This window comes from Jutongia huaianensis, from assembly GCF_014384985.1.
In the GTDB taxonomy this organism is placed as follows: domain Bacteria; phylum Bacillota; class Clostridia; order Lachnospirales; family Lachnospiraceae; genus Jutongia; species Jutongia huaianensis.
Genome location: NZ_JACRSX010000003.1, coordinates 36,195 through 56,449 on the forward strand (window position 1 = coordinate 36,195; position 20,255 = coordinate 56,449).

The following is a 20,255-nucleotide window of genomic DNA, read 5'->3' on the forward strand; positions in this document are numbered from 1 at the left end:
TTTCGAACCTTTTGCCGGAGTGTTGCGAATTTGTGATATATATGTTATATGAATATACGAATGGAGGACTAATATGAAGACTGATATTGAAATTGCACAGGAAGCAGTGATGAAACCGATTCAGGATGTGGCAGCACAGCTTGATATTCCGGCTGATGAGCTGGAGTTTTACGGAAAGTATAAGGCAAAGCTTTCGGATGAGCTGTGGGACCGCGTAAAGGATAAGCCGGACGGTAAGCTGATTCTGGTAACTGCGATTAATCCGACTCCGGCAGGAGAGGGAAAGACAACGACGACGGTTGGTCTTGGCCAGGCATTTGCAAAGCTTGGCAAGAAGGCTGTAATCGCCCTTCGTGAGCCATCCCTGGGACCTTGCTTTGGTATTAAGGGTGGTGCAGCCGGCGGCGGCTATGCACAGGTGGTACCAATGGAAGATTTAAACCTTCATTTTACCGGAGATTTCCATGCCATCACATCAGCTAATAATCTTTTGGCTGCAATGCTGGATAATCATATTAAGCAGGGAAATGCGTTAAACATTGATACAAACCAGATCGTATGGAAGAGATGTATGGACATGAATGATCGTGTGCTCCGTAACATTGTTGTTGGTCTGGGCAGACCGGTAGATGGTGTGGTCCGCGAGGATCATTTCATTATATCAGTAGCTTCTGAAATTATGGCAATCCTCTGTCTGGCAGATAATATGAAGGATTTGAAGGAGAGATTGGGACGTATTATTGTTGCTTACAATTATGATGGAGAGCCGGTATATGCAAAGGATATTCATGCCGTTGGTTCTATGGCAGCTCTGTTAAAGGATGCGATCAAGCCCAATATTATCCAAACGGTGGAGAATACACCGGCTTTGGTACATGGTGGTCCGTTTGCCAATATCGCTCATGGCTGCAACAGTGTACGTGCTACCAAAACAGGTCTGAAAATTGCAGACTACTGTATTACCGAGGCTGGTTTTGGCGCTGATCTGGGAGCAGAGAAATTTATGGATATCAAGTGCCGGATGGCAGGATTGAAGCCGGATGCCGTTGTTCTGGTAGCAACTGTCCGTGCTTTAAAATATAATGGTGGTGTTGCCAAGGAGGATCTGGGGGCAGAGAATCTGGACGCGTTAAAGAAGGGCATTGCCAATCTGAAGAAGCATATTGAAAATGTTTCAAAATTTGGTGTTCCATGTGTTGTAACATTAAATCGTTTTGTATCCGATACAGATGCAGAACTGTCATTTGTCAAGGAATTCTGTGAGGAGCGGGGCTGTGATTTTGCACTGTCTGAGGTATGGGAGCACGGCGGTGAAGGCGGTATCGCTCTGGCCGAGAAGGTGTTAAATACTCTGGAGAACAAGGAAAGTCATTATGCACCATTGTATCAGGCAGAGCAGCCGATCAAGGAGAAGATCGAGACGATTGCCAAAGAGATTTACGGAGCAGGAAGCGTCAGCTATTCTCCGGCGGCATCTCAGGCAATTACACGTTTGGAGAAGCTTGGTTATGGGAAGCTTCCAATCTGTATGGCAAAGAATCAGTACTCTTTGTCCGATGATCCAAAGCTGCTCGGCTGCCCGAAGGATTTCCCAATTAATATCCGTGAGGTATATGTGTCTGCTGGCGCTGGCTTTGTAGTAGCGATCACCGGTACTGTTATGACTATGCCGGGACTTCCAAAGCATCCGGCGGCAGAGGGCATTGACGTCAACGAGGACGGTGTGATCACAGGATTATTCTAAGAGTTATCCGGAGATTACATGCAATTTTTGAATGGTCGATTCGAATAAAATAAATCTGGCACCATAAAAAATATAAAAACTGGCAGTTTTCATACTGTCAGTTTTTTTTTATCATATATAAGATCTTTAATGAGAAATACAAATGAAAGAAGGGTTTTATTATGGCAAAAGAGACAACGACAGCAGCAGGGATGAATGTTGCAGAGACAGAAACTTCACACAGCAAGACCATTGAGATTACAATGGCAGCATTATTTATCGCATTGACCTATGTGGCAACGGCATTTATTAATGTACGCATTCCTTTTCTGGCAGCCAATGGTGGTTTGATCCATCTGGGAAATATCCCTCTTTTTGTAGCTGCAGCTATTTATGGAAAAAGAACCGGCGCACTGGCAGGTGCTTTCGGTATGGGATTGTTTGATCTGACTTCCGGCTGGGTTTCATGGGCACCATTTACCTTTGTGATCTGTGGCCTGATCGGTTTTGCATTTGCCGCAGTAGCGGGAAAGAAAGCAGGAAAGGGGCGTTTGATCCTTGCCGTTTTTGTGGCAGCAATTATTAAGGTTGTCGGTTATTATATCGCAGAGATCATTCTTTATGGAAACTTTGTGGCACCTGTAACTTCTATTCCGGGCAATCTGGTACAGATCTTTGTTGCAGGCTTGATCGCAGTTCCTGTGATCCTGGTATTGCAGAAGGTACTCCATAATTAAAGATATATATGATGAGATTATTTTGATCATTATTAATATGAGATGAAATACGAAAAAGGCAGGCGCAGATTTTTCTGTGGCTGCCTCTTCCTGAAAGAATAAGATAAAAACAGAGAGAAAGGAACAGGGATTGATATGAAAACATTAGAGAATACTTCCATCAAAATTATGACTCCGGGACCGACGCAGGTGGCAGACAGCGTGTATCATGCCAGAAGCTTACGGACCACAAATCCGGATCTGGATCCGGCATTTTATGATTTCTACCGGGACACCTGCCGTCTGTTTGGACATCTGATTCACACAGAGAATGAATGTTTCGTTCTGGGAGGGGAGGGAATCCTTGGACTGGAGGCTGCCTGTGCTTCTCTGACGGAGCCGGGGGACCGTGTTCTTGTGATCGACAATGGAATCTTTGGAAAAGGCTTTGCTGATTTTGTGTCTATGTATCAGGGAAATCCGGTAACTTGGTCTCTTGACTACCACAATCCGTTGTCGCCGGAGAAGCTTCGTGATTATCTGGAGAAGGATCATGATTTTAAATATGCAACGCTTGTACACAGTGATACTCCAAGCGGCTTATTAAATCCGGTAGAGAAACTGTGTCCGGTTTTGAAAGAATACGGCATTCTGACAGTCGTGGATTCGGTGACAGGTATGTTTGCAGATGAGCTGGACGTAGACGCAGCACAGATTGATATTGTCTGCGGCGGTTCCCAGAAGGCATTGTCAGCACCTCCGGGACTTACTATGGTGGCAGTCAGTCAGGATGCGTTTGCGGCAATGCACGATAGAAAGACGCCGATCCGGTCCTTTTATGCGAATCTTCTCACCTTTGAGAATTATTATAAGGATCAGTGGTTCCCTTATACGATGCCGGTCAGCGATATTATGGGAATTAGACAGGCACTGGAAAATGTGGCGGCAGATCCGGAGCATCTGAAACGCCACGCAAAGATTGCGGCAGCAACCAGAAAAGCATTGACAGAAGCAGGACTTACGTTGTATCTTGAAAGTGGCTTTGCATCTTCTGTTACGGTATTTTATGTGCCGGAGGGAATGAAAGCACAGGATATTTTGGACACAATGGTAGAGAAGCACCATATTATGATCGCAGGCTGCTTTGATGTGCTTGCAGGCAAGGTGATCCGTATTGGTCATATGGGAAATAATGCCAATGAGACGGATATGATAGAGACATTGAAGGCCTTGGCGCAGACATTGAGGGAGCTGGGTTTTGAAGTGCAGGCAGACCCGGCGGAGAGGTTTCAGGCATATATGAAGTGAGATGAACGGTGCTGACCATGGAAGGGATTAGGTCGTATATATGAAACAGTTGAAGGAAGATCTGAACAACCAGACATTTCATCCGGTATATCTTTTGTATGGAGAGGAAGATTATCTGAAAAGAATGTATCGTGACAGACTGAAAAAGGCAGTATTGGGCGATGGAGATGAGATGAACTATTCCTATTTTGAGGGGAAAGATATTGATTTTCCGACGCTGCGGGAAGCAGCCAATACCCTTCCTTTTTTCAGCGATCATCGTATCATCATTATAGAAAACAGCCGTTGGTTTAAGAATGCTTCGGAACTGGCAGACTATCTGCCGGCCATGCCGGATACCACGGTGATGGTATTTGTTGAGAAAGAAATTGACAAACGAAATAAGCTGTACAAATATGTCAATAAAAACGGTCTTGCTGTTGAGATGACGACAATGACGGAGCGGGAACTGAAAGCGTGGGTGGCACTGCTTCTGAAACAAAGCGGCAGAAAAATACAGGAGAGTACCGCATCCTACCTGTTGGAGCAGGTCGATAATTCCATGACCAACATAAAAAATGAGCTGGATAAACTGATCGCCTACACAGAGGGCAGAGAGATCATTACCAAAGAGGATATTGATGCGGTGTGCAGTATCCAGGTTACAGGAAGGATCTTTCAGATGATGGATGCAGTGGCGTCCGGCAATCAGGGAGAGACTCTGCGACTGTATCATGATCTTTTGACTCTGCGGGAAAATCCTATGTCGATCCTTTATCTTCTGACCCGTCATTTTAATGTTTTATTGCAGGTTAAGGGCATGACAGGAAAATATGACCGGGCAGAAATGGCCAAAAAAGCAGGAATTCCTCCGTTTGCCGTGGGAAAGTACCAGTCACAGTGTCGTAGATTTTCCGGATCAAAAATCAAAACCATGCTGGATTCCTGTATTGAAACGGAATACCAGTTTAAGAGAGGAAATATTGGAGACCAGCTTGGAGTGGAGCTTTTGCTCATTTCTTTTGCGGAAATTTAAAAAACATAAAAAATTAAAAATAATAGTTGACAATCAAACATAAAGATGATAATATACTAATCGTGCTTGCGAGAGATGCTCGCAAGCAGATATGCGGAAGTGCTGGAATTGGCAGACAGGCTAGATTCAGGTTCTAGTTCGGATTTCCGAGTGAGGGTTCAAGTCCCTTCTTCCGCATTATATATTTTATCACATTATTTAAGAAACCTTATCAGGTTTCTTTTTTTTGTCATAAGAATTAAGCGGGAGACTTTTTTGATTTTCTGTCATTGATTATTTATGAGTTTTGTGTGAATTCGGAATAATTTCTTGACTTCTCTTATATTTTCGGTAGAATAGAAGATAGCGTTTTATTTTTTGAACGTGATAATTACTGAGTGGAGGAGTAAACATGAATTCATCAAAAAAAATCATGAACAAGCAGAATGGCGAGAGTGTAAAGGAATCTTCCCAGGTTTCTGCAGCAAAAGGAAATAAGAGGTTATCCGATGGCGGATTTAGTGATACGAAAAAGATTGTGATCGGTGCAATCTGTGTCATTATTGTGCTGGTTCTTTGCATCGGTGTAGGTATCCAGCAGTTTCAGCCAAAGGTTGTATTAAAGGTCAATAATACCAAGTTGACGATGGATGATATGATGTATCCGATCTATGAGCGTGAGAGTGCATATCTTCCTTACGATGAGATGTATCAGATGTACACGGGCAAGTCTATCTGGGAAAATAACTACATGGGTAGTGACCGGAATATTACTTCTACCGTAACAAATGCAATTGGTCTGAAGCAGGAAGTTATTGATACCGAGACAGAGTATGAGATTCTTTATCAGGAGGCAAAGAAAGCAGGAAAGAAGCTGGGTGCCGATGATAAAAAGGAAGTTCAGGATGAGGTTGCCAAGGCATTAAAGGGACTTTCCTTTACACAGAAGCTTCGTCTGAATATTTCTAAGAGTAAGCTGACAAAGCGTTTTGAACTTCGTAAACTGGCGGATAATTATAAAAAGGAACAGACGAAGGAACTGGATAAGACAGTCGATGAGAAGGCTGCAATTAAGGATATTTCCAAGAAGGATTACAGAGAGTACAAGGTTCAGTGTTATGCATTCTCTAACACATCCACAGATTCTGACGGAAATACCAAGAAGCTTTCTGACAGCGAGAAGTCCAAACTGGAAAAGGAACTGCAGGAGCTGTACAAAAAGGCTGCAGATGCCAAGGATTTCTCTAAGCTTCTGAAGGATGACAGCAAGTCAGATATTAAGTTTTCTGATACAAGCTTCACAGAGAAGGACGGCTGGAGCATGGTAACGGATAAAAAACTTCTGAAGCAGATCAAATCTATGAAGAAGGATGAGATTTCTGATATTATCAAGGATGAGAAGAGTGGATATGTTCTTTTTGTTAAGATGGTAGATAATAATTCCAATGACAGCTATAAGAAAGCATGTGATTCTGCCATTACTTCTGCAAAGAATGATGCTTATGATACATGGTATCAGGGCATTCTTGAAAATTATAAAGTATCAACAAACTCTGACGTATGGGATGATGTGACGATCGGCTCTGTAACGACGGATATTGTTACCGCCGCAGATCTGGAGAAGATGAATGGCGATTCTTCTGACGCAACTTCCGGCAAATAATAAATTGATTTCACATGGCATATGTACGTTGTTGATTACAAACAGGAGGAAAAAATGGGACAGGTAAAAAGAATTTATGTGGAGAAAAAAGCTCCTTATGCAGTTCGGGCAAAAGAACTCAAGGAGGAAGTAAGACAGTATCTTGGCATTACCGCTTTGCGTAACGTAAGGGTTTTGATTCGTTATGATGTGGAGAATCTTAGCGATGCCACATATCAGCAGGCACTGATGACGGTTTTTTCAGAGCCGCCTGTAGATGATTATTATGAGGAGATCTTTGAGATGGATCCGGATGCATTCTGCTTTTCCGTAGAATATCTTCCGGGACAGTTTGATCAGAGAGCGGACTCGGCAGAGCAGTGTGTAAAGCTCTTAAATGAAAAAGAGGATCCGGTGATCCGTTCTGCGACAACGTATGTTTTTGAGGGAGAGATCAGCGAGGAAGACCGCACAAGGATCAAGGAATATTGTATCAATCCGGTGGATTCCAGAGAAACCGACGAAAAGAAACCGGATACACTGGTTCAGAAGTTTGATGAGCCGGCAGACGTAGCTATATTTGATGGTTTTCAGAGTATGCCGGAGGCAGAATTAAAGGAGCTCTATGATTCTCTGAATCTGGCGATGACTTTTAAGGATTTCCTGCATATCCAGAAGTATTTTGCGGGAGAGGAGAAGCGTGATCCTTCCGTGACAGAGATCCGTGTACTGGATACATATTGGTCTGATCACTGCCGTCATACCACATTCCTCACCGAGTTAAAGAATGTTACCTTTGATGATGGTTATTATAAGAAACCGATTGAGAAGACATATCAGGAGTATTATACAGCTCATAAAGAAATGTTTGCAGGCAGAGACGACAAGTTTGTTTCTTTGATGGATATTGCGCTTCTGGCAATGCGTCAGTTAAAGAAGGCGGGTAAGCTGGATGATATGGAGGAGTCTGATGAGATCAATGCATGCTCCATCGTTGTTCCTGTAGAGATTGATGGGAAGGAAGAGGAGTGGCTTGTATTCTTTAAGAATGAGACACATAATCATCCGACGGAGATCGAGCCGTTTGGTGGTGCTGCGACATGTCTTGGCGGTGCGATCCGTGATCCGCTGTCAGGCAGAGGTTATGTATATCAGGCAATGCGTGTAACCGGCGCGGCAGATCCTACTGTTTCCATGAAGGACACCCTTCCGGGTAAGCTGCCACAGCGTAAGATTACTACGGGTGCTGCTCATGGATACAGCTCTTATGGCAACCAGATCGGACTTGCGACCGGACTGGTCAATGAGGTTTATCACCCGAATTATGTGGCAAAGCGCATGGAGATCGGTGCTGTTATGGGAGCTGCTCCGAGACGCAATGTTATTCGTGAAAACAGTGATCCGGGAGATATTATCATTCTTCTGGGTGGACGTACCGGACGTGACGGTATCGGCGGTGCTACAGGATCTTCTAAGGCACATACCACAAAGTCAATTGATGTCTGTGGTGCAGAGGTTCAGAAGGGTAATGCTCCGACAGAGCGAAAGATCCAGCGTCTGTTCCGTCGTCAGGAGGTAAGCTCCATTATAAAGAAGTGTAACGATTTCGGTGCCGGCGGTGTGTCCGTTGCCATCGGCGAGCTGGCAGATGGTCTGGAGGTTAATCTGGACAAGGTGCCAAAGAAGTATGCCGGACTGGACGGCACAGAGCTTGCGATTTCTGAGTCTCAGGAGCGTATGGCTGTTGTTGTTGCCAAGTCTGATGTCGATAAAATGCTTGATTTTGCAGCAGAAGAAAATCTGGAAGCTGTGGTTGTGGCTGAGGTAACGGAAAGCCCGCGTCTTGTATTGAAATGGAGAGGCAAGACGATCGTAGATATCTCCAGGGCATTCCTTGATACCAATGGTGCTCATCAGGAGACTGATGTTGAGGTGACGATACCGGATCAGGACAAAAACTACTTCCGGGAAAAGAAAGATACAAGAGATCTGAAGCGCGCATGGTTAGATACTCTGCGTGATCTGAATGTCTGCTCCCAGAAGGGACTTGTGGAGATGTTTGACAGCTCCATCGGTGCGTCTACCGTAACGATGCCTTATGGTGGAAAGACACAGCATACACCGATCCAGACAATGATCGCAAAGCTTCCGGTGCTGGAGGGTAAATGTGATACCGTTACGATGATGAGCTATGGCATGGATCCATATCTGACAAGCTGGAGTCCATATCATGGAGCTGTTTATGCCGTGATCTCATCTGTGGCCAAGATTGTCGCTTCCGGTGGCGATTACAGTAAGATTCGTTTTACATTCCAGGAGTATTTCAGACGTCTCGGAACAGATCCGAAGCGCTGGGGTGAGCCGATGGCAGCTCTCTTAGGTGCTTATGATGCGCAGATGAAGCTGGGACTTCCATCTATTGGTGGAAAGGACAGTATGTCCGGTTCCTTTAATGATATTGATGTACCGCCAACATTATGCTCCTTTGCAGTTGACGTAGCGACTTTGCAGGATGTTGTCAGTCCGGAGCTGAAAAAGGCAGGCAATGTTCTTGTGAAGTTTGATATTGAGAAGGATGAGTTTGATCTTCCGGTATATTCTCAGTTAATGAGTCTCTATGCAGACATTACAAAGCTGATCCATGAGAAGAAGATTGTTTCTGCATATGCCGTTGGCTTTGGCGGTATCTGCGAGGCTGTCAGCAAGATGGCATTTGGTAACGAGCTTGGTGTTACATTAAATGACCGGCTTTCGATTGATGAGCTGTTTGCAAAGGACTATGGCTCTATTATCGTTGAGATGGATCCGGAGGACTATGCAGCATGTAAGCTCGCTGGCAAAGAGATCGGTACTGTAACAGAGCAGCCGAATTTCGTGGCAGGTACTACGTCTATCTCTATGAAGGAAGCGTATGAAGCATGGACAGGACGCCTGGAGGAGGTATTCCCAACCAGATCCGGTGTGGAGCAGAAGCCGCTGGAGGATACCCTGTTTGATGCAAAGCAGGTCTATACTGCACAGAGAAAGCTGGCACGACCAAAGGTATTTATCCCTGTATTCCCTGGTACAAACTGCGAGTATGACACTACAAAGGCATTTGAGCAGGCAGGAGCAGAGGTAGAGACATTAGTATTTAAGAATATGACAGAGGGACAGATTGTAGAGTCTGTCAATGCTTTTGAAAAAGCTATCAGAGAAAGTCAGATCCTGATGTTCTCTGGCGGATTCAGTGCCGGTGATGAGCCTGATGGTTCAGCGAAGTTTATTGCGTCCATTTTCAGAAATCCAAAGATCATGGATGCCGTTCATGATCTGTTGCAGCAAAGAGATGGTCTGGCACTTGGTATCTGTAACGGATTCCAGGCACTGATCAAGCTGGGACTTGTGCCATATGGTGAGATCAAGCCACAGACAGCGGGAGCACCGACTCTGACAACCAACAGCATTGGACGTCATATTTCCAAGTCTGTTTACACAAAGGTAGTAACCAATAAGTCCCCATGGCTGATGCGTGCAGAGCTTGGTGGCGTTTATGCAATTCCTGCTTCTCATGGTGAAGGTCGTTTTGTGGCAGAGGAGAGTGTGATCAAGGAACTCTTTGCAAATGGTCAGGTGGCAACGCGTTACGTGGATCTGCAGGGCAATCCGACTATGGACGAGGAATTCAATCCAAATGGCTCGTATGCGGCTATTGAGGGTATTACCAGTCCGGATGGAAGAGTTCTCGGTAAGATGGCTCATTCCGAGCGTATTGGTGACGGTGTAGCTGTCAATATTTATGGCGATCAGAATCAGCATATCTTTGAATCCGGTGTATCCTATTTTAAGTAAAATACTGGTGAAACCGGGTAAGATTTCGTGAAAGAAAAGAAAAATAAAAAAATTAAAAAAAGTGGTTGACAAATCACACGCTTTCCGATAGAATACTACTTGTGCTTGAGACAAGAGGTTGTCGGAAAGCGAAATGCACGAGTGGCTCAGTGGTGGAGTATCGCCTTGCCAAGGCGAGGGTCGCGGGTTCGAATCCCGTCTCGTGCTTGCTGTATTACAGCAGACAATTACATAATATTTCAATCATTCGATTGAGAAAATGCACGAGTGGCTCAGTGGTGGAGTATCGCCTTGCCAAGGCGAGGGTCGCGGGTTCGAATCCCGTCTCGTGCTTTTTTTGTACCCAAAAACAAGATGCGGTGTTTATAGAAGTTTTAGAAATATTTTTATTTTAATTCATTGCATTTTCTCTGTTTGCTAGTATGATTAAATTAAGAAAAAATTATAGTGATTTATTATATGGAGGTGCCGTATGCGGGATTGGTTTCGCCGGTTTATGCAGGGACGTTATGGAGTAGACCACTTTTCTCATTTTTTGGTAATATTAGCGTTTCTTTTAATGTTTATTCAGTTGTTTATACATCATGATGTGCTTCGGCTGATTATCAGTGTTTTGGTTATGATTATTCTGATCTTTTCCTACTACAGGACATTTTCCAGAAATCATTATCAGAGATACCGGGAAAACGAATGGTATTTAAAATGTCACAACAGCGTGAAGTATTTTTTTAGCAGAGAGCGGAATAATATGCAGCAGAGAAAGACATACAAGATCTTCCGCTGTCCGAACTGTGGACAGAGTATCCGTGTCCCGAAGGGGAAAGGAAAGATTGCGATCACCTGTCCGATGTGTAAGACGGAATTTATCAAAAAGAGCTAGAGGATGATTTCATGTTTGGATATGTCCTTCCGAATAAGGGAGAGTTAAAGGTCAGGGAGCTGGAGGAATATCAGGGGTGGTATTGCGGTCTCTGCCGGAGGCTGCAAAAGGAGTATGGATTTTCCGGCAGATTATCGTTAAACTATGATATGACATTTCTGGCGATGATATTGTCTTCCCTGTATGATGTCGATAAAAAGGTCACATATGGGGGCTGTGTTGCACATCCTATTCGTAAAAGATATAAATATGATACGATGTATGTGTCCTATGCCGCATCAATGAATATTTTATTGACATATTATAAGTGTATGGATGACTGGCAGGATGACCGGAATCTTATACGGGGCACATACGGAGTTGTGCTTCATCAGGCAGGCAGGAGAGTTTCCGGACAGTATCCGGATCAGTCGGAGATGATACGACAATGTCTGGAGGAATTGAAGCAGGCAGAACTTCGGAATGAGGCAGATCTGGATCTTGTTTCCGGGCTTTTTGGCAGAATATGCGGAGCATTATTTGCGCCGGAGAAGGATATCTGGTATCAGGATCTGTATCATATGGGATTTTATCTTGGAAAATATATATATCTTCTGGATGCCTGGGATGATCTTCAGGAGGATTTCCGTACGAAAAGCTATAATCCGTTTCTGGCGGCGGACAGGCAGATTCAGGATATCGAGATGGAAAAGGATAACCGGAAAGAACGTGTCAGACAGATTCTTACGGAAATGATATCAAGAGCCTGTTATCATTTTGAGAGACTTCCGGTGGTAGACAATGTGGAGATCTTACGCAATATATTATATTCGGGAGTCTGGACAAAATTTGATCAAAAGAAAAGCAGAACGGATAAAAAAGAATGGAGAGAGGAAGGATGATCGATCCGTATCAGGTCTTAGGTGTTCCTCGGAATGCCTCTGACAGCGAGATAAAAAAAGCATATCGAACGCTGAGCCGGAAATATCATCCGGATGCCAATATCAATAATCCTCATAAGGACGAAGCGGAGGAGAAGTTTAAAGAGCTGCAGCAGGCATATCAGCAGATCATTAATGAGAGAGAACATGGTGGCTCCGGGAGTGGTAGCTATTATGGTGCCGGTGGTTCCGGTTACGGAGGGTTTCAGGGATTTAACGGAGGCTTCCGGACGGAGGGACAGAGTGAAGAGTATGTGATGCATTTAAAATCTGCTGCAACATATATTCAGAATCATTACTATAATGATGCGATCAATGTACTGAATCAGATGCAGGAAAGAACCGGGCAGTGGTATTATCTCAGTGCCGTAGCCAATATGGGACTGGGAAACAATCTGATGGCACTGGAGTATGCGAGACAGGCGGTGATGCAGGAGCCTTATAACCAGCAGTATCAGCAGCTGGTAAGGATTCTGGAGTCGGGAGGCACATGGTATCAGGGGATGCAGCGAAATTACCAGCCGGCTTCCGGATGCAGCTCGGATCTTTGTATGTATCTTTGTATCGGCGATATGTTCTGTAATCTTTGTTTTGGCAGAGGATATTACTGCTGATAAAGTGTTATACAAATGACAAATTTTGTGTCAGTAGACCCTGATTTGCAGGCTGAGAAAGGAATGTAGGATTCATATGAGGGAAATGCGTTTTAAAATGGAACGTCCGGGTCTGGTCAAGGCCGGAGATGCAGTTAATGTTACAGAAAAGAAAACAGCGTTAAACTATAGTTATATTATTAACCCGGCAGTGGCTATGTCCGGTTGTTATAAGCTGCCACAGCGTCTGAAAACTCTGGATGGTGTGGTGAAGGATGTAGAGAAAACGGAGCGGGGCTATTATGTGATCGTAGAGTTTGACGAGGATCCGGTAGAAGAATAAAGGAGGAATGCAGAGAGATGATTACATTTGAGAGAACATCTGTGATGAACATGGAAAACGCTATGCGTGGTGCCAGAAACCCATTAAACAGCTGGGCGAGAGGTGACAGCTATGTCAATGATAAGGGAGAATTCATTTTTGGGGAAAATGATCTGCAGCTGGCCAAAAGATTATGTCAGGCAGGGAATGACCACCGCAAATTTATCCGCCAGATTTTTATTACGGTGGATATTACCGCACCAATTTACTGGTGGAAGGAGTATGACACTTATAAGGTTGGTACGGTAGCTAATTCCACAAGCACTATGCATAAGATCCACAGCAAGCCTTTTGAAAGAGCAGATTTCAGTATGGATCATATGGTGCCGGAGGCGGAGACACAGATGGATCAGATGATCGATTGTCTGGAGCAGATCCGTTTGAAATATATGGAGACAAAGGATAAGGCTCTCTGGTACAGTATGATCCAGCTTTTGCCGGAAAGCTATCATCAGATGAGGACATGCACCATGTCCTACGAAAATGCGATTGCTATGTATCGGGCACGTCATGGTCATAAACTGCAGGAATGGCACACCTTCTGTAACTGGGTTTGTGAGCTTCCGTATTTTCAGGAGCTTTTCCCGGAGGCGGTAGAGGTATAATAATAAACAAGAAATCGCAGGATATAATGAGCCCTAAAGGGCTCATATCAGGAGTTTCTTCGAAACTCCGTCATGCGCAGAAATCGTGCGCGGATATATGATATAATGAACCCTAAAGGGTTCATATTAGGAGTTTCTTCGAAACTCCGTCATGCGCAGAAATCGTGCGCGGATATATGATAGAATATATCCGGTTGCGTAGAAAGGACATAAAAATGTTAGAGGTAGGATTAAAGGGGCATCAGGAGATGACAGTAACAGATCAGTTTACAGCAAAAACCATGGGAAGTGGTGTGATGGATGTATTTGCAACACCGGCAATGCTTGCTTTGATGGAAAAAACTGCGTTTATGAGTGTAGCAGAGCATCTGAATGAAGGCTGTGGTACAGTGGGAACTCGTGTAGAGATTGAACATGTAGCATCTTCACCAATTGGCATGAAGATCACATGTGATAGTGAATTAACAGCCATTGAGGGTCGCAAGCTTGTATTTAAGGTGGAGGCGTATGATTCCAAGGGGCTGATCGGTAAGGGAACTCATGAGAGATTTATTATTGAAAGTGAGAAGTTCCAGGAGAAGACAAACCGTAAGCTGGAGCAGTAAACAGCAGATCAAAAATATAAAATGGCGGTATCCAATATAATGGATGCCGCCATTTTACATTTAAAATGTAATCCTCTATTTCTTTAATGAATAAAAGATTTTTATCGTTTGTTACTGTTTCTCCAGATATGAAGCTTGTCTGCTTCAGCGATCAGCTGATCACGGAAATCAGGATGTGCCACAGAGATCAGAGCTTCGGCTTTCTGCCAGGTAGATAAGCCCTTGAGATTTACGATACCGTACTCTGTAACAAAATAATGAATATTTGCTCGGGTGTCGGTAATAATAGATCCATTGTCAAGGGTTGGCTTGATACGTGATGTCACGGTGCCGTCTTTTGTTTTGAAGGTAGAAGACATACAGATAAAGCTCTTACCACCGTTAGAGAGGTAAGCACCAAGTACAAAGTCGAGCTGTCCGCCTGCCCCACTGATGTGTTTGATACCGGCTGACTCTGCATTTACCTGTCCGAAGAGATCGATATCAACAGCATTGTTGATGGACATGAAATTGTCCAGTGCAGAGATGGAACGGATATCGTTGGTGTATTCTACAGGAGCTGCCATACAAGCCGGATTATTATTCAGATAATCATAAAGCTTTTTGGTTCCTGCTGCAAATCCGTATACCTGACGTCCTTTATCAATGTTCTTTCTCATACCGGTGATCTTGCCGGCTTTGGCAATATCTACAAAGGCATCTACATACATCTCCGTATGTACGCCCAGATCCTTCAGGTCGGACTCCGCGATCAGTGAACCAACGGCATTTGGCATACCGCCGATACCAAGCTGCAGGCAGGCACCGTCCGGAATCTCATCAACAATATATTTCGCCACGGCATGGTCGATATCTGTTGCAGCACCGCCACCGCCAAGCTCGTAAAGATCAGTGTTAGATCCTTCTACGATCAGGTCTACATCATTGATGCTGACACAGTTGTCAAATCCACCAAGGCAGATCGGCATATTCTGATTGACCTCAACAATTACCTTTTTGGCGGAACGGATACAAGCCATTGCGTGGGAAGGACTTGGCCCGAGATTGAAATATCCGTGCTCGTCCATCGGTGCTACCTGAAGCATCGCTACATCCGGCGGAGTCTGGGAATCGCGGTAATATCTCGGAAGCTCAGAGTAACGGATCGGAGAATAGAAGCTAAAGCCCTTTGCAATTGCTTTACGCTCGATGCCGCCCATATGCCAGGAATTCCAGGCAAAGTGAGCTGCAGGATCATCAATTTTGAAGATCTCAGGCTCCTTCATTAAAATTCCGCCGCGGATATTTACATCTGTAAGCTCCGGCAGGCGTTTTGCAAGTGCTTTATCCAGGTCGACAACTGTGGTGGCTGCCCAGCCGTAATCAACCCAGTCGCCGGATTTGATCTCGCGTACGGCATCATCAGCACTTACAAGTTTCTTAGAGTACATTTCTTTGTAATCCATGATTTCCTCCATTCCGTGATGAAATTAAGTTCATCACATATGATTATTTAGATGTACTGCATAAAAGCAGTTGTACAAAATAGCTTGTTTCTGAGAAAACTTTTCATTTGCTTTGTACATTCTACACATATAAATATAGGATAACACTTTTATATATCGTGCGTCAAATGTAAAATACTTGCAGGAGACAGGAAAGGGGGGGACGTTGCCTGTTTGTGCGGTTTGCACGGGAATGTCGGAAAAAGGCTTGCCATTTTTGGAAGTTTGATATATCATTGAGGGTAGTTAGGTCACTAATGTGATAAATAACGATAAAAATAGTACATACATTTTTCGTCATTTTTCACAATCTGCTCAGCAGAGAAGTGGTCATAAAAAAAGAAGGAGGATTTTTTATTATGGCAAAGAAAATTGTTTTGGCAGGCGCTTGTCGTACCGCTATCGGAAAGATGGGTGGAGGTCTTAGTAAGACTCCGGCTCCTGTATTAGGATCTGTAGTAATCAAGGAGGCTCTGAACAGAGCTGGTGTTCCGGCTGATCAGGTTGATCATGTATATATGGGTTGTGTTATCCAGGCAGGTCTTGGTCAGAACGTAGCACGTCAGGCATCTATCAAGGCAGGACTTCCTGTTGAGACACCTGCTGTTACAGTTAACGTAGTATGTGGTTCTGGTCTGAACTGTGTTAATATGGCTGCTCAGATGATCGAAGCCGGTGATGCTGACATCGTTGTTGCAGGTGGTATGGAGAACATGTCTATGGCTCCTTACGCTATGATGCAGGGGCGTTACGGATACCGTATGAACAATGGTAAGCTCGTTGATACCATGGTAAACGATGCTCTCTGGGATGCATTCAATCAGTATCATATGATGATCACAGCAGAGAATGTTGCTGATGAGTGGGGTCTTACCCGTGAAGAACTTGATGAGTTTGCAGCAAACAGCCAGCAGAAGTGCGAGGCAGCTATTGCAGCAGGCAAGTTTGATGATGAGATCGTACCTGTACAGACAGGTGTTGACCGCAAGACAAAAGAGCCGATCATCTTCTCTAAGGATGAGGGTCCACGTCCTGGCACAACAGCAGAAGGCCTTTCTAAGCTGAAATGCTGCTCCGGTAAAGAGGGCGGTGTTGTTACAGCCGGTAATGCATCCGGTATCAACGATGGTGCAGCAGCAGTTGTTGTTATGACAGAAGAGAAGGCAAAAGAGCTTGGTGTTAAGCCAATGGCTACATTCGTAGCAGGAGCACTTGGTGGTGTTCGTCCTGAGATCATGGGTGTTGGTCCTGTTGCTTCTACAAAGAAAGTTCTTGCTAAGACAGGTCTTACAATCGATGACATTGATCTTATCGAGGCAAACGAGGCATTTGCAGCACAGTCTGTAGCAGTTGCAAGAGACCTGAACTTCGATATGTCTAAGGTAAACAAAAACGGTGGTGCTATTGCACTTGGACATCCTGTTGGAGCTTCCGGATGCCGTATCCTTGTTACACTTCTTCATGAGATGCAGAAAGAGGGAGCAAACAGAGGTCTTGCTACTCTTTGTATTGGTGGTGGAATGGGCTGCTCTACAATCGTTGAAGCTTACAAATAATTAAAAAGGAGATACACTACTATGGATTTCATTTTATATGAAGCAGATGGTGCTGTTGCAACCATCACGATCAATCGTCCAAAGGCACTCAATGCTCTGAACAGCCAGGTTCTTGATGAACTGGATCAGACACTGGATGCAATCAATCTGGATACTGTAAGATGCGTGATCCTGACAGGTGCAGGAGACAAGTCTTTTGTTGCAGGTGCTGATATCGGAGAGATGAGCACACTGACAAAGGCAGAGGGAGAGGCTTTCGGTAAGAAAGGAAACGATGTATTCCGCAAGCTTGAGACTCTTCCAATCCCTGTTATTGCTGCAGTAAACGGTTTCGCTCTTGGTGGCGGCTGTGAGATCTCTATGAGCTGTGATATCCGTATCTGCTCTGAGAATGCAATGTTCGGTCAGCCGGAAGTTGGTCTTGGTATCACACCTGGTTTTGGTGGAACACAGAGACTTGCAAGAACTGTTGGCGTAGGCATGGCAAAGCAGTTGATTTATACTGCACGCAATATCAAGGCTGACGAGGCATACAGAATCGGTCTTGTGAATGCAGTATATCCACAGGAGGAGCTGATGGAGCAGGCAAAGAAGATGGCATCTACCATCGCAAAGAACGCTCCGATCGCTGTCCGCAACTGCAAGAAGGCAATCAACGATGGTCTTCAGGTAGATATCGATCAGGCTATCGTGATCGAGGAGAAGCTTTTTGGTGGCTGCTTCGAGACAGAGGATCAGAAGGCTGGAATGGGCAACTTCCTGGCTCCGAAGGAGCAGAAGGTAAAGGTTGTACCTTTCAAGAACTGCTAGTTTAATCCGACAGGATTATCATACAAGGGAGAGGCAGGCGTTTACCGGTTGCTTCTCCAAATAAAAAAATGGAGGTTATAGACAATGAAAGTAGGCGTTATTGGTGCTGGTACTATGGGACAGGGCATTGCTAAAGCATTTGCTCAGAACGAAGGTTATGAAGTAGCACTCTGCGATATCAAGCAGGAGTGGGCTGAAGGCGGTAAGGATAAGATTGCCAAGGGGTATGACAGACTTGTTCAGAAGGGCAAGCTGACACAGGATGCAGTAGATGCAATCCTTGGAAGAATCACACCGGGCTTAAAGGAAGACCTTTGCAAGGATTGTGATCTGATCGTAGAGGCAGCATTTGAGGATATCAATGTAAAGAAGACAACATTCGCAGAGCTTGACAAGATTGCTAAGCCAGAGTGTATCTTTGCATCAAATACATCAAGCCTTTCCATCACAGAGATTGGAAATGGTCTGACTCGTCCAATGGTTGGTATGCATTTCTTCAATCCTGCTGACCGTATGAAGCTTATCGAGGTTATCGCTGGTGTAAATACACCTGCTGAGACTGTTGATGCTATCAAGAAGATTTCTGAGGAGATTGGAAAGACTCCTGTACAGGTAAATGAGGCTGCTGGTTTCGTAGTAAACCGTATCCTGATCCCTATGATCAATGAAGCTGCATTCATCAAGATGGAAGGCGTTTCTGATATCGCTGGTATCGATGCAGCTATGAAGCTTGGTGCAAATCATCCAATGGGACCTCTTGAGTTAGGTGATTTTATTGGTCTTGATATCTGCCTTGCTATCATGGATGTACTTTACAATGAGACAGGTGACAGCAAGTATCGTGCATGCCCACTTCTTCGTAAGATGGTTCGTGGTGGAAACCTCGGTGCAAAGAGCGGAAAAGGTTTCTATGTTTACAATGCTGACCGTACAAAGACTCCGGTTGATGCTCAGTAATTAAAAAAGAATTAAATTAGGAAAGGTGGTAAAGCAAATCATGGATTTTACATTAAGTAAACAGCATGAGATGGCGAGACAGCTTTTTAAGGATTTCGCTGAAAATGAAGTAAAGCCTCTGGCACAGGAAACTGATGAGACTGAGGTATTCCCACAGGTTACAGTGGATAAGATGGGAAAGAACGGATTCCTTGGAATCCCGGTACCAAAGGAGTTTGGTGGACAGGGTGCAGACATCCTGACATATATTATGTGTGTAGAGGAGCTGTCTAAGGTTTGTGGTACGACAGGTGTTATCGTATCTGCACATACATCTCTTTGTGTAGACCCAATTCTCACATACGGAACAAAAGAGCAGAAAGAGAAATTCCTTCCTCCTCTCTGTAACGGTGAGAAGCTTGGTGCATTTGGTCTTACTGAGCCGGGTGCCGGTACAGACGCACAGGGTGCACAGACAAAGGCTGTTCTGGATGGAGACGAGTGGGTACTGAATGGTTCTAAGTGCTTCATCACAAACGGTAAGGTAGCAGATGTTTATATCATTATTGCTGTTACTGATATCACAGAGGACAAGCGCGGCAGAAAGAAAAAGAACTTCTCCGCATTTATCGTAGAGAAAGGAACTCCGGGATTCTCCTTCGGTACAAAGGAGAAGAAGATGGGTATCCGTGGATCTTCTACATACGAGCTGATCTTTGAGGATTGCCGTATTCCAAAGGAGAATCTGTTAGGTGTCCGCGGAAAGGGATTCCCAATCGCTATGCATACTCTGGATGGTGGACGTATCGGTATCGCTTCCCAGGCTCTTGGTCTTGCTGAGGGTGCTCTGGAAAAGACGATCGAGTACACCAAGGAGAGAAAGCAGTTCGGACGTGCTATTTCTGCTCAGCAGAATACACAGTTCCAGCTTGCAAATATGGCTACAAAGATTGAGGCTGCTAAAGCTCTTGTATACAAGGCAGCTCTTAAGAAACAGGAATTTGCAAATGGTGCAAAGGTTTCTTACTCTGTTGAGGCAGCTATGGCTAAGCTTTATGCTGCTGAGGTTGCAATGGAGGTTACTACCAAGTGTGTTCAGTTGTTTGGTGGTTATGGATATATCAGAGAGTACGATGTAGAGCGTATGATGCGTGATGCAAAGATCACAGAGATCTACGAGGGAACTTCAGAGGTTCAGCGTATGGTTATCTCTGGTGCTCTTCTCCGTTAATAGAAACAATGGATTCACTGAATAAAAATAAAAGACAAG

General features: G+C 44.5%; 17 protein-coding genes and 3 tRNA genes. 19 read left to right on the forward strand and 1 reads right to left on the reverse strand.

The features are described 5' to 3' along the window. Positions 1-73: 73 nt before the first annotated feature. The 15 genes from H8704_RS03600 (at position 74) to H8704_RS03670 (ending at position 14,199) form a co-directional block, all read left to right on the forward strand. On the forward strand, positions 74-1,744 hold the full coding sequence (locus tag H8704_RS03600) for a formate--tetrahydrofolate ligase (RefSeq protein WP_249297382.1): 1,671 nt from the start codon (positions 74-76) through the stop codon (positions 1,742-1,744). A gap of 161 nt (positions 1,745-1,905) precedes the next feature. After that, on the forward strand, positions 1,906-2,460 hold the full coding sequence (locus H8704_RS03605) for an ECF transporter S component (protein ID WP_022463566.1): 555 nt from the start codon (positions 1,906-1,908) through the stop codon (positions 2,458-2,460). A gap of 135 nt (positions 2,461-2,595) precedes the next feature. Continuing rightward, complete coding sequence (locus H8704_RS03610; protein WP_243101799.1) at positions 2,596-3,747, forward strand: pyridoxal-phosphate-dependent aminotransferase family protein; 1,152 nt, start codon at positions 2,596-2,598, stop codon at positions 3,745-3,747. Between the two features lie 40 nt (positions 3,748-3,787). Then, complete coding sequence (gene holA / locus H8704_RS03615; protein WP_249297383.1) at positions 3,788-4,762, forward strand: DNA polymerase III subunit delta; 975 nt, start codon at positions 3,788-3,790, stop codon at positions 4,760-4,762. A 93-nt stretch (positions 4,763-4,855) separates the two neighbouring features. Next, positions 4,856-4,939: transfer RNA gene (locus H8704_RS03620), tRNA-Leu, on the forward strand. Positions 4,940-5,153: 214 nt separating this feature from the next. Further along, positions 5,154-6,404: a peptidylprolyl isomerase gene (locus H8704_RS03625; protein WP_249297384.1), complete on the forward strand. Its 1,251-nt coding sequence runs from the start codon at positions 5,154-5,156 to the stop codon at positions 6,402-6,404. A gap of 54 nt (positions 6,405-6,458) precedes the next feature. Then, positions 6,459-10,214, forward strand: a complete 3,756-nt coding sequence (locus H8704_RS03630; protein ID WP_249297385.1) for a phosphoribosylformylglycinamidine synthase — start codon at positions 6,459-6,461, stop codon at positions 10,212-10,214. Between the two features lie 135 nt (positions 10,215-10,349). Next, positions 10,350-10,421 (forward strand) — tRNA-Gly (locus H8704_RS03635). Positions 10,422-10,475: 54 nt separating this feature from the next. Next, positions 10,476-10,547: transfer RNA gene (locus tag H8704_RS03640), tRNA-Gly, on the forward strand. Positions 10,548-10,686: 139 nt separating this feature from the next. Further along, positions 10,687-11,094 (forward strand): hypothetical protein, encoded by a 408-nt coding sequence (locus H8704_RS03645; RefSeq protein ID WP_022463571.1) that lies wholly within the window; start codon positions 10,687-10,689, stop codon positions 11,092-11,094. Positions 11,095-11,105: 11 nt separating this feature from the next. Continuing rightward, positions 11,106-11,975, forward strand: a complete 870-nt coding sequence (locus H8704_RS03650; protein WP_249297386.1) for a DUF5685 family protein — start codon at positions 11,106-11,108, stop codon at positions 11,973-11,975. After that, on the forward strand, positions 11,957-12,628 hold the full coding sequence (locus H8704_RS03655; RefSeq protein WP_330605818.1) for a J domain-containing protein: 672 nt from the start codon (positions 11,957-11,959) through the stop codon (positions 12,626-12,628). The genes H8704_RS03650 and H8704_RS03655 overlap by 19 nt, the downstream gene beginning before the upstream one ends. Positions 12,629-12,704: 76 nt before the next feature. Then, positions 12,705-12,950, forward strand: a complete 246-nt coding sequence (locus H8704_RS03660) for a hypothetical protein (protein WP_022463574.1) — start codon at positions 12,705-12,707, stop codon at positions 12,948-12,950. 17 nt (positions 12,951-12,967) lie between these two features. After that, positions 12,968-13,594, forward strand: a complete 627-nt coding sequence (locus tag H8704_RS03665) for a hypothetical protein (RefSeq protein WP_249297387.1) — start codon at positions 12,968-12,970, stop codon at positions 13,592-13,594. Positions 13,595-13,809: 215 nt separating this feature from the next. Then, entirely contained in the window at positions 13,810-14,199 is a 390-nt protein-coding gene (locus tag H8704_RS03670; RefSeq protein WP_022463576.1) for a thioesterase family protein, read from the forward strand. Between the two features lie 101 nt (positions 14,200-14,300). On the opposite strand, the gene H8704_RS03675 is transcribed toward H8704_RS03670, so the two are convergent. After that, positions 14,301-15,644, reverse strand: a complete 1,344-nt coding sequence (locus H8704_RS03675; RefSeq protein WP_022463577.1) for a butyryl-CoA:acetate CoA-transferase — start codon at positions 15,642-15,644, stop codon at positions 14,301-14,303. A gap of 398 nt (positions 15,645-16,042) precedes the next feature. On the opposite strand from H8704_RS03675, the gene H8704_RS03680 reads away from it, so the two are divergent. From H8704_RS03680 to H8704_RS03695, 4 genes are all read left to right on the forward strand, one after another. Next, entirely contained in the window at positions 16,043-17,239 is a 1,197-nt protein-coding gene (locus H8704_RS03680; RefSeq protein ID WP_022463578.1) for an acetyl-CoA C-acetyltransferase, read from the forward strand. 21 nt (positions 17,240-17,260) lie between these two features. Continuing rightward, a complete protein-coding gene (locus tag H8704_RS03685; RefSeq protein ID WP_249297389.1) occupies positions 17,261-18,049 on the forward strand; it encodes an enoyl-CoA hydratase-related protein in 789 nt (262 codons plus the stop codon). An 84-nt stretch (positions 18,050-18,133) separates the two neighbouring features. After that, complete coding sequence (locus tag H8704_RS03690; RefSeq protein WP_022463580.1) at positions 18,134-19,006, forward strand: 3-hydroxyacyl-CoA dehydrogenase family protein; 873 nt, start codon at positions 18,134-18,136, stop codon at positions 19,004-19,006. A 40-nt stretch (positions 19,007-19,046) separates the two neighbouring features. Continuing rightward, positions 19,047-20,216 (forward strand): acyl-CoA dehydrogenase, encoded by a 1,170-nt coding sequence (locus H8704_RS03695; RefSeq protein ID WP_022306389.1) that lies wholly within the window; start codon positions 19,047-19,049, stop codon positions 20,214-20,216. Positions 20,217-20,255 lie beyond the last annotated feature (39 nt).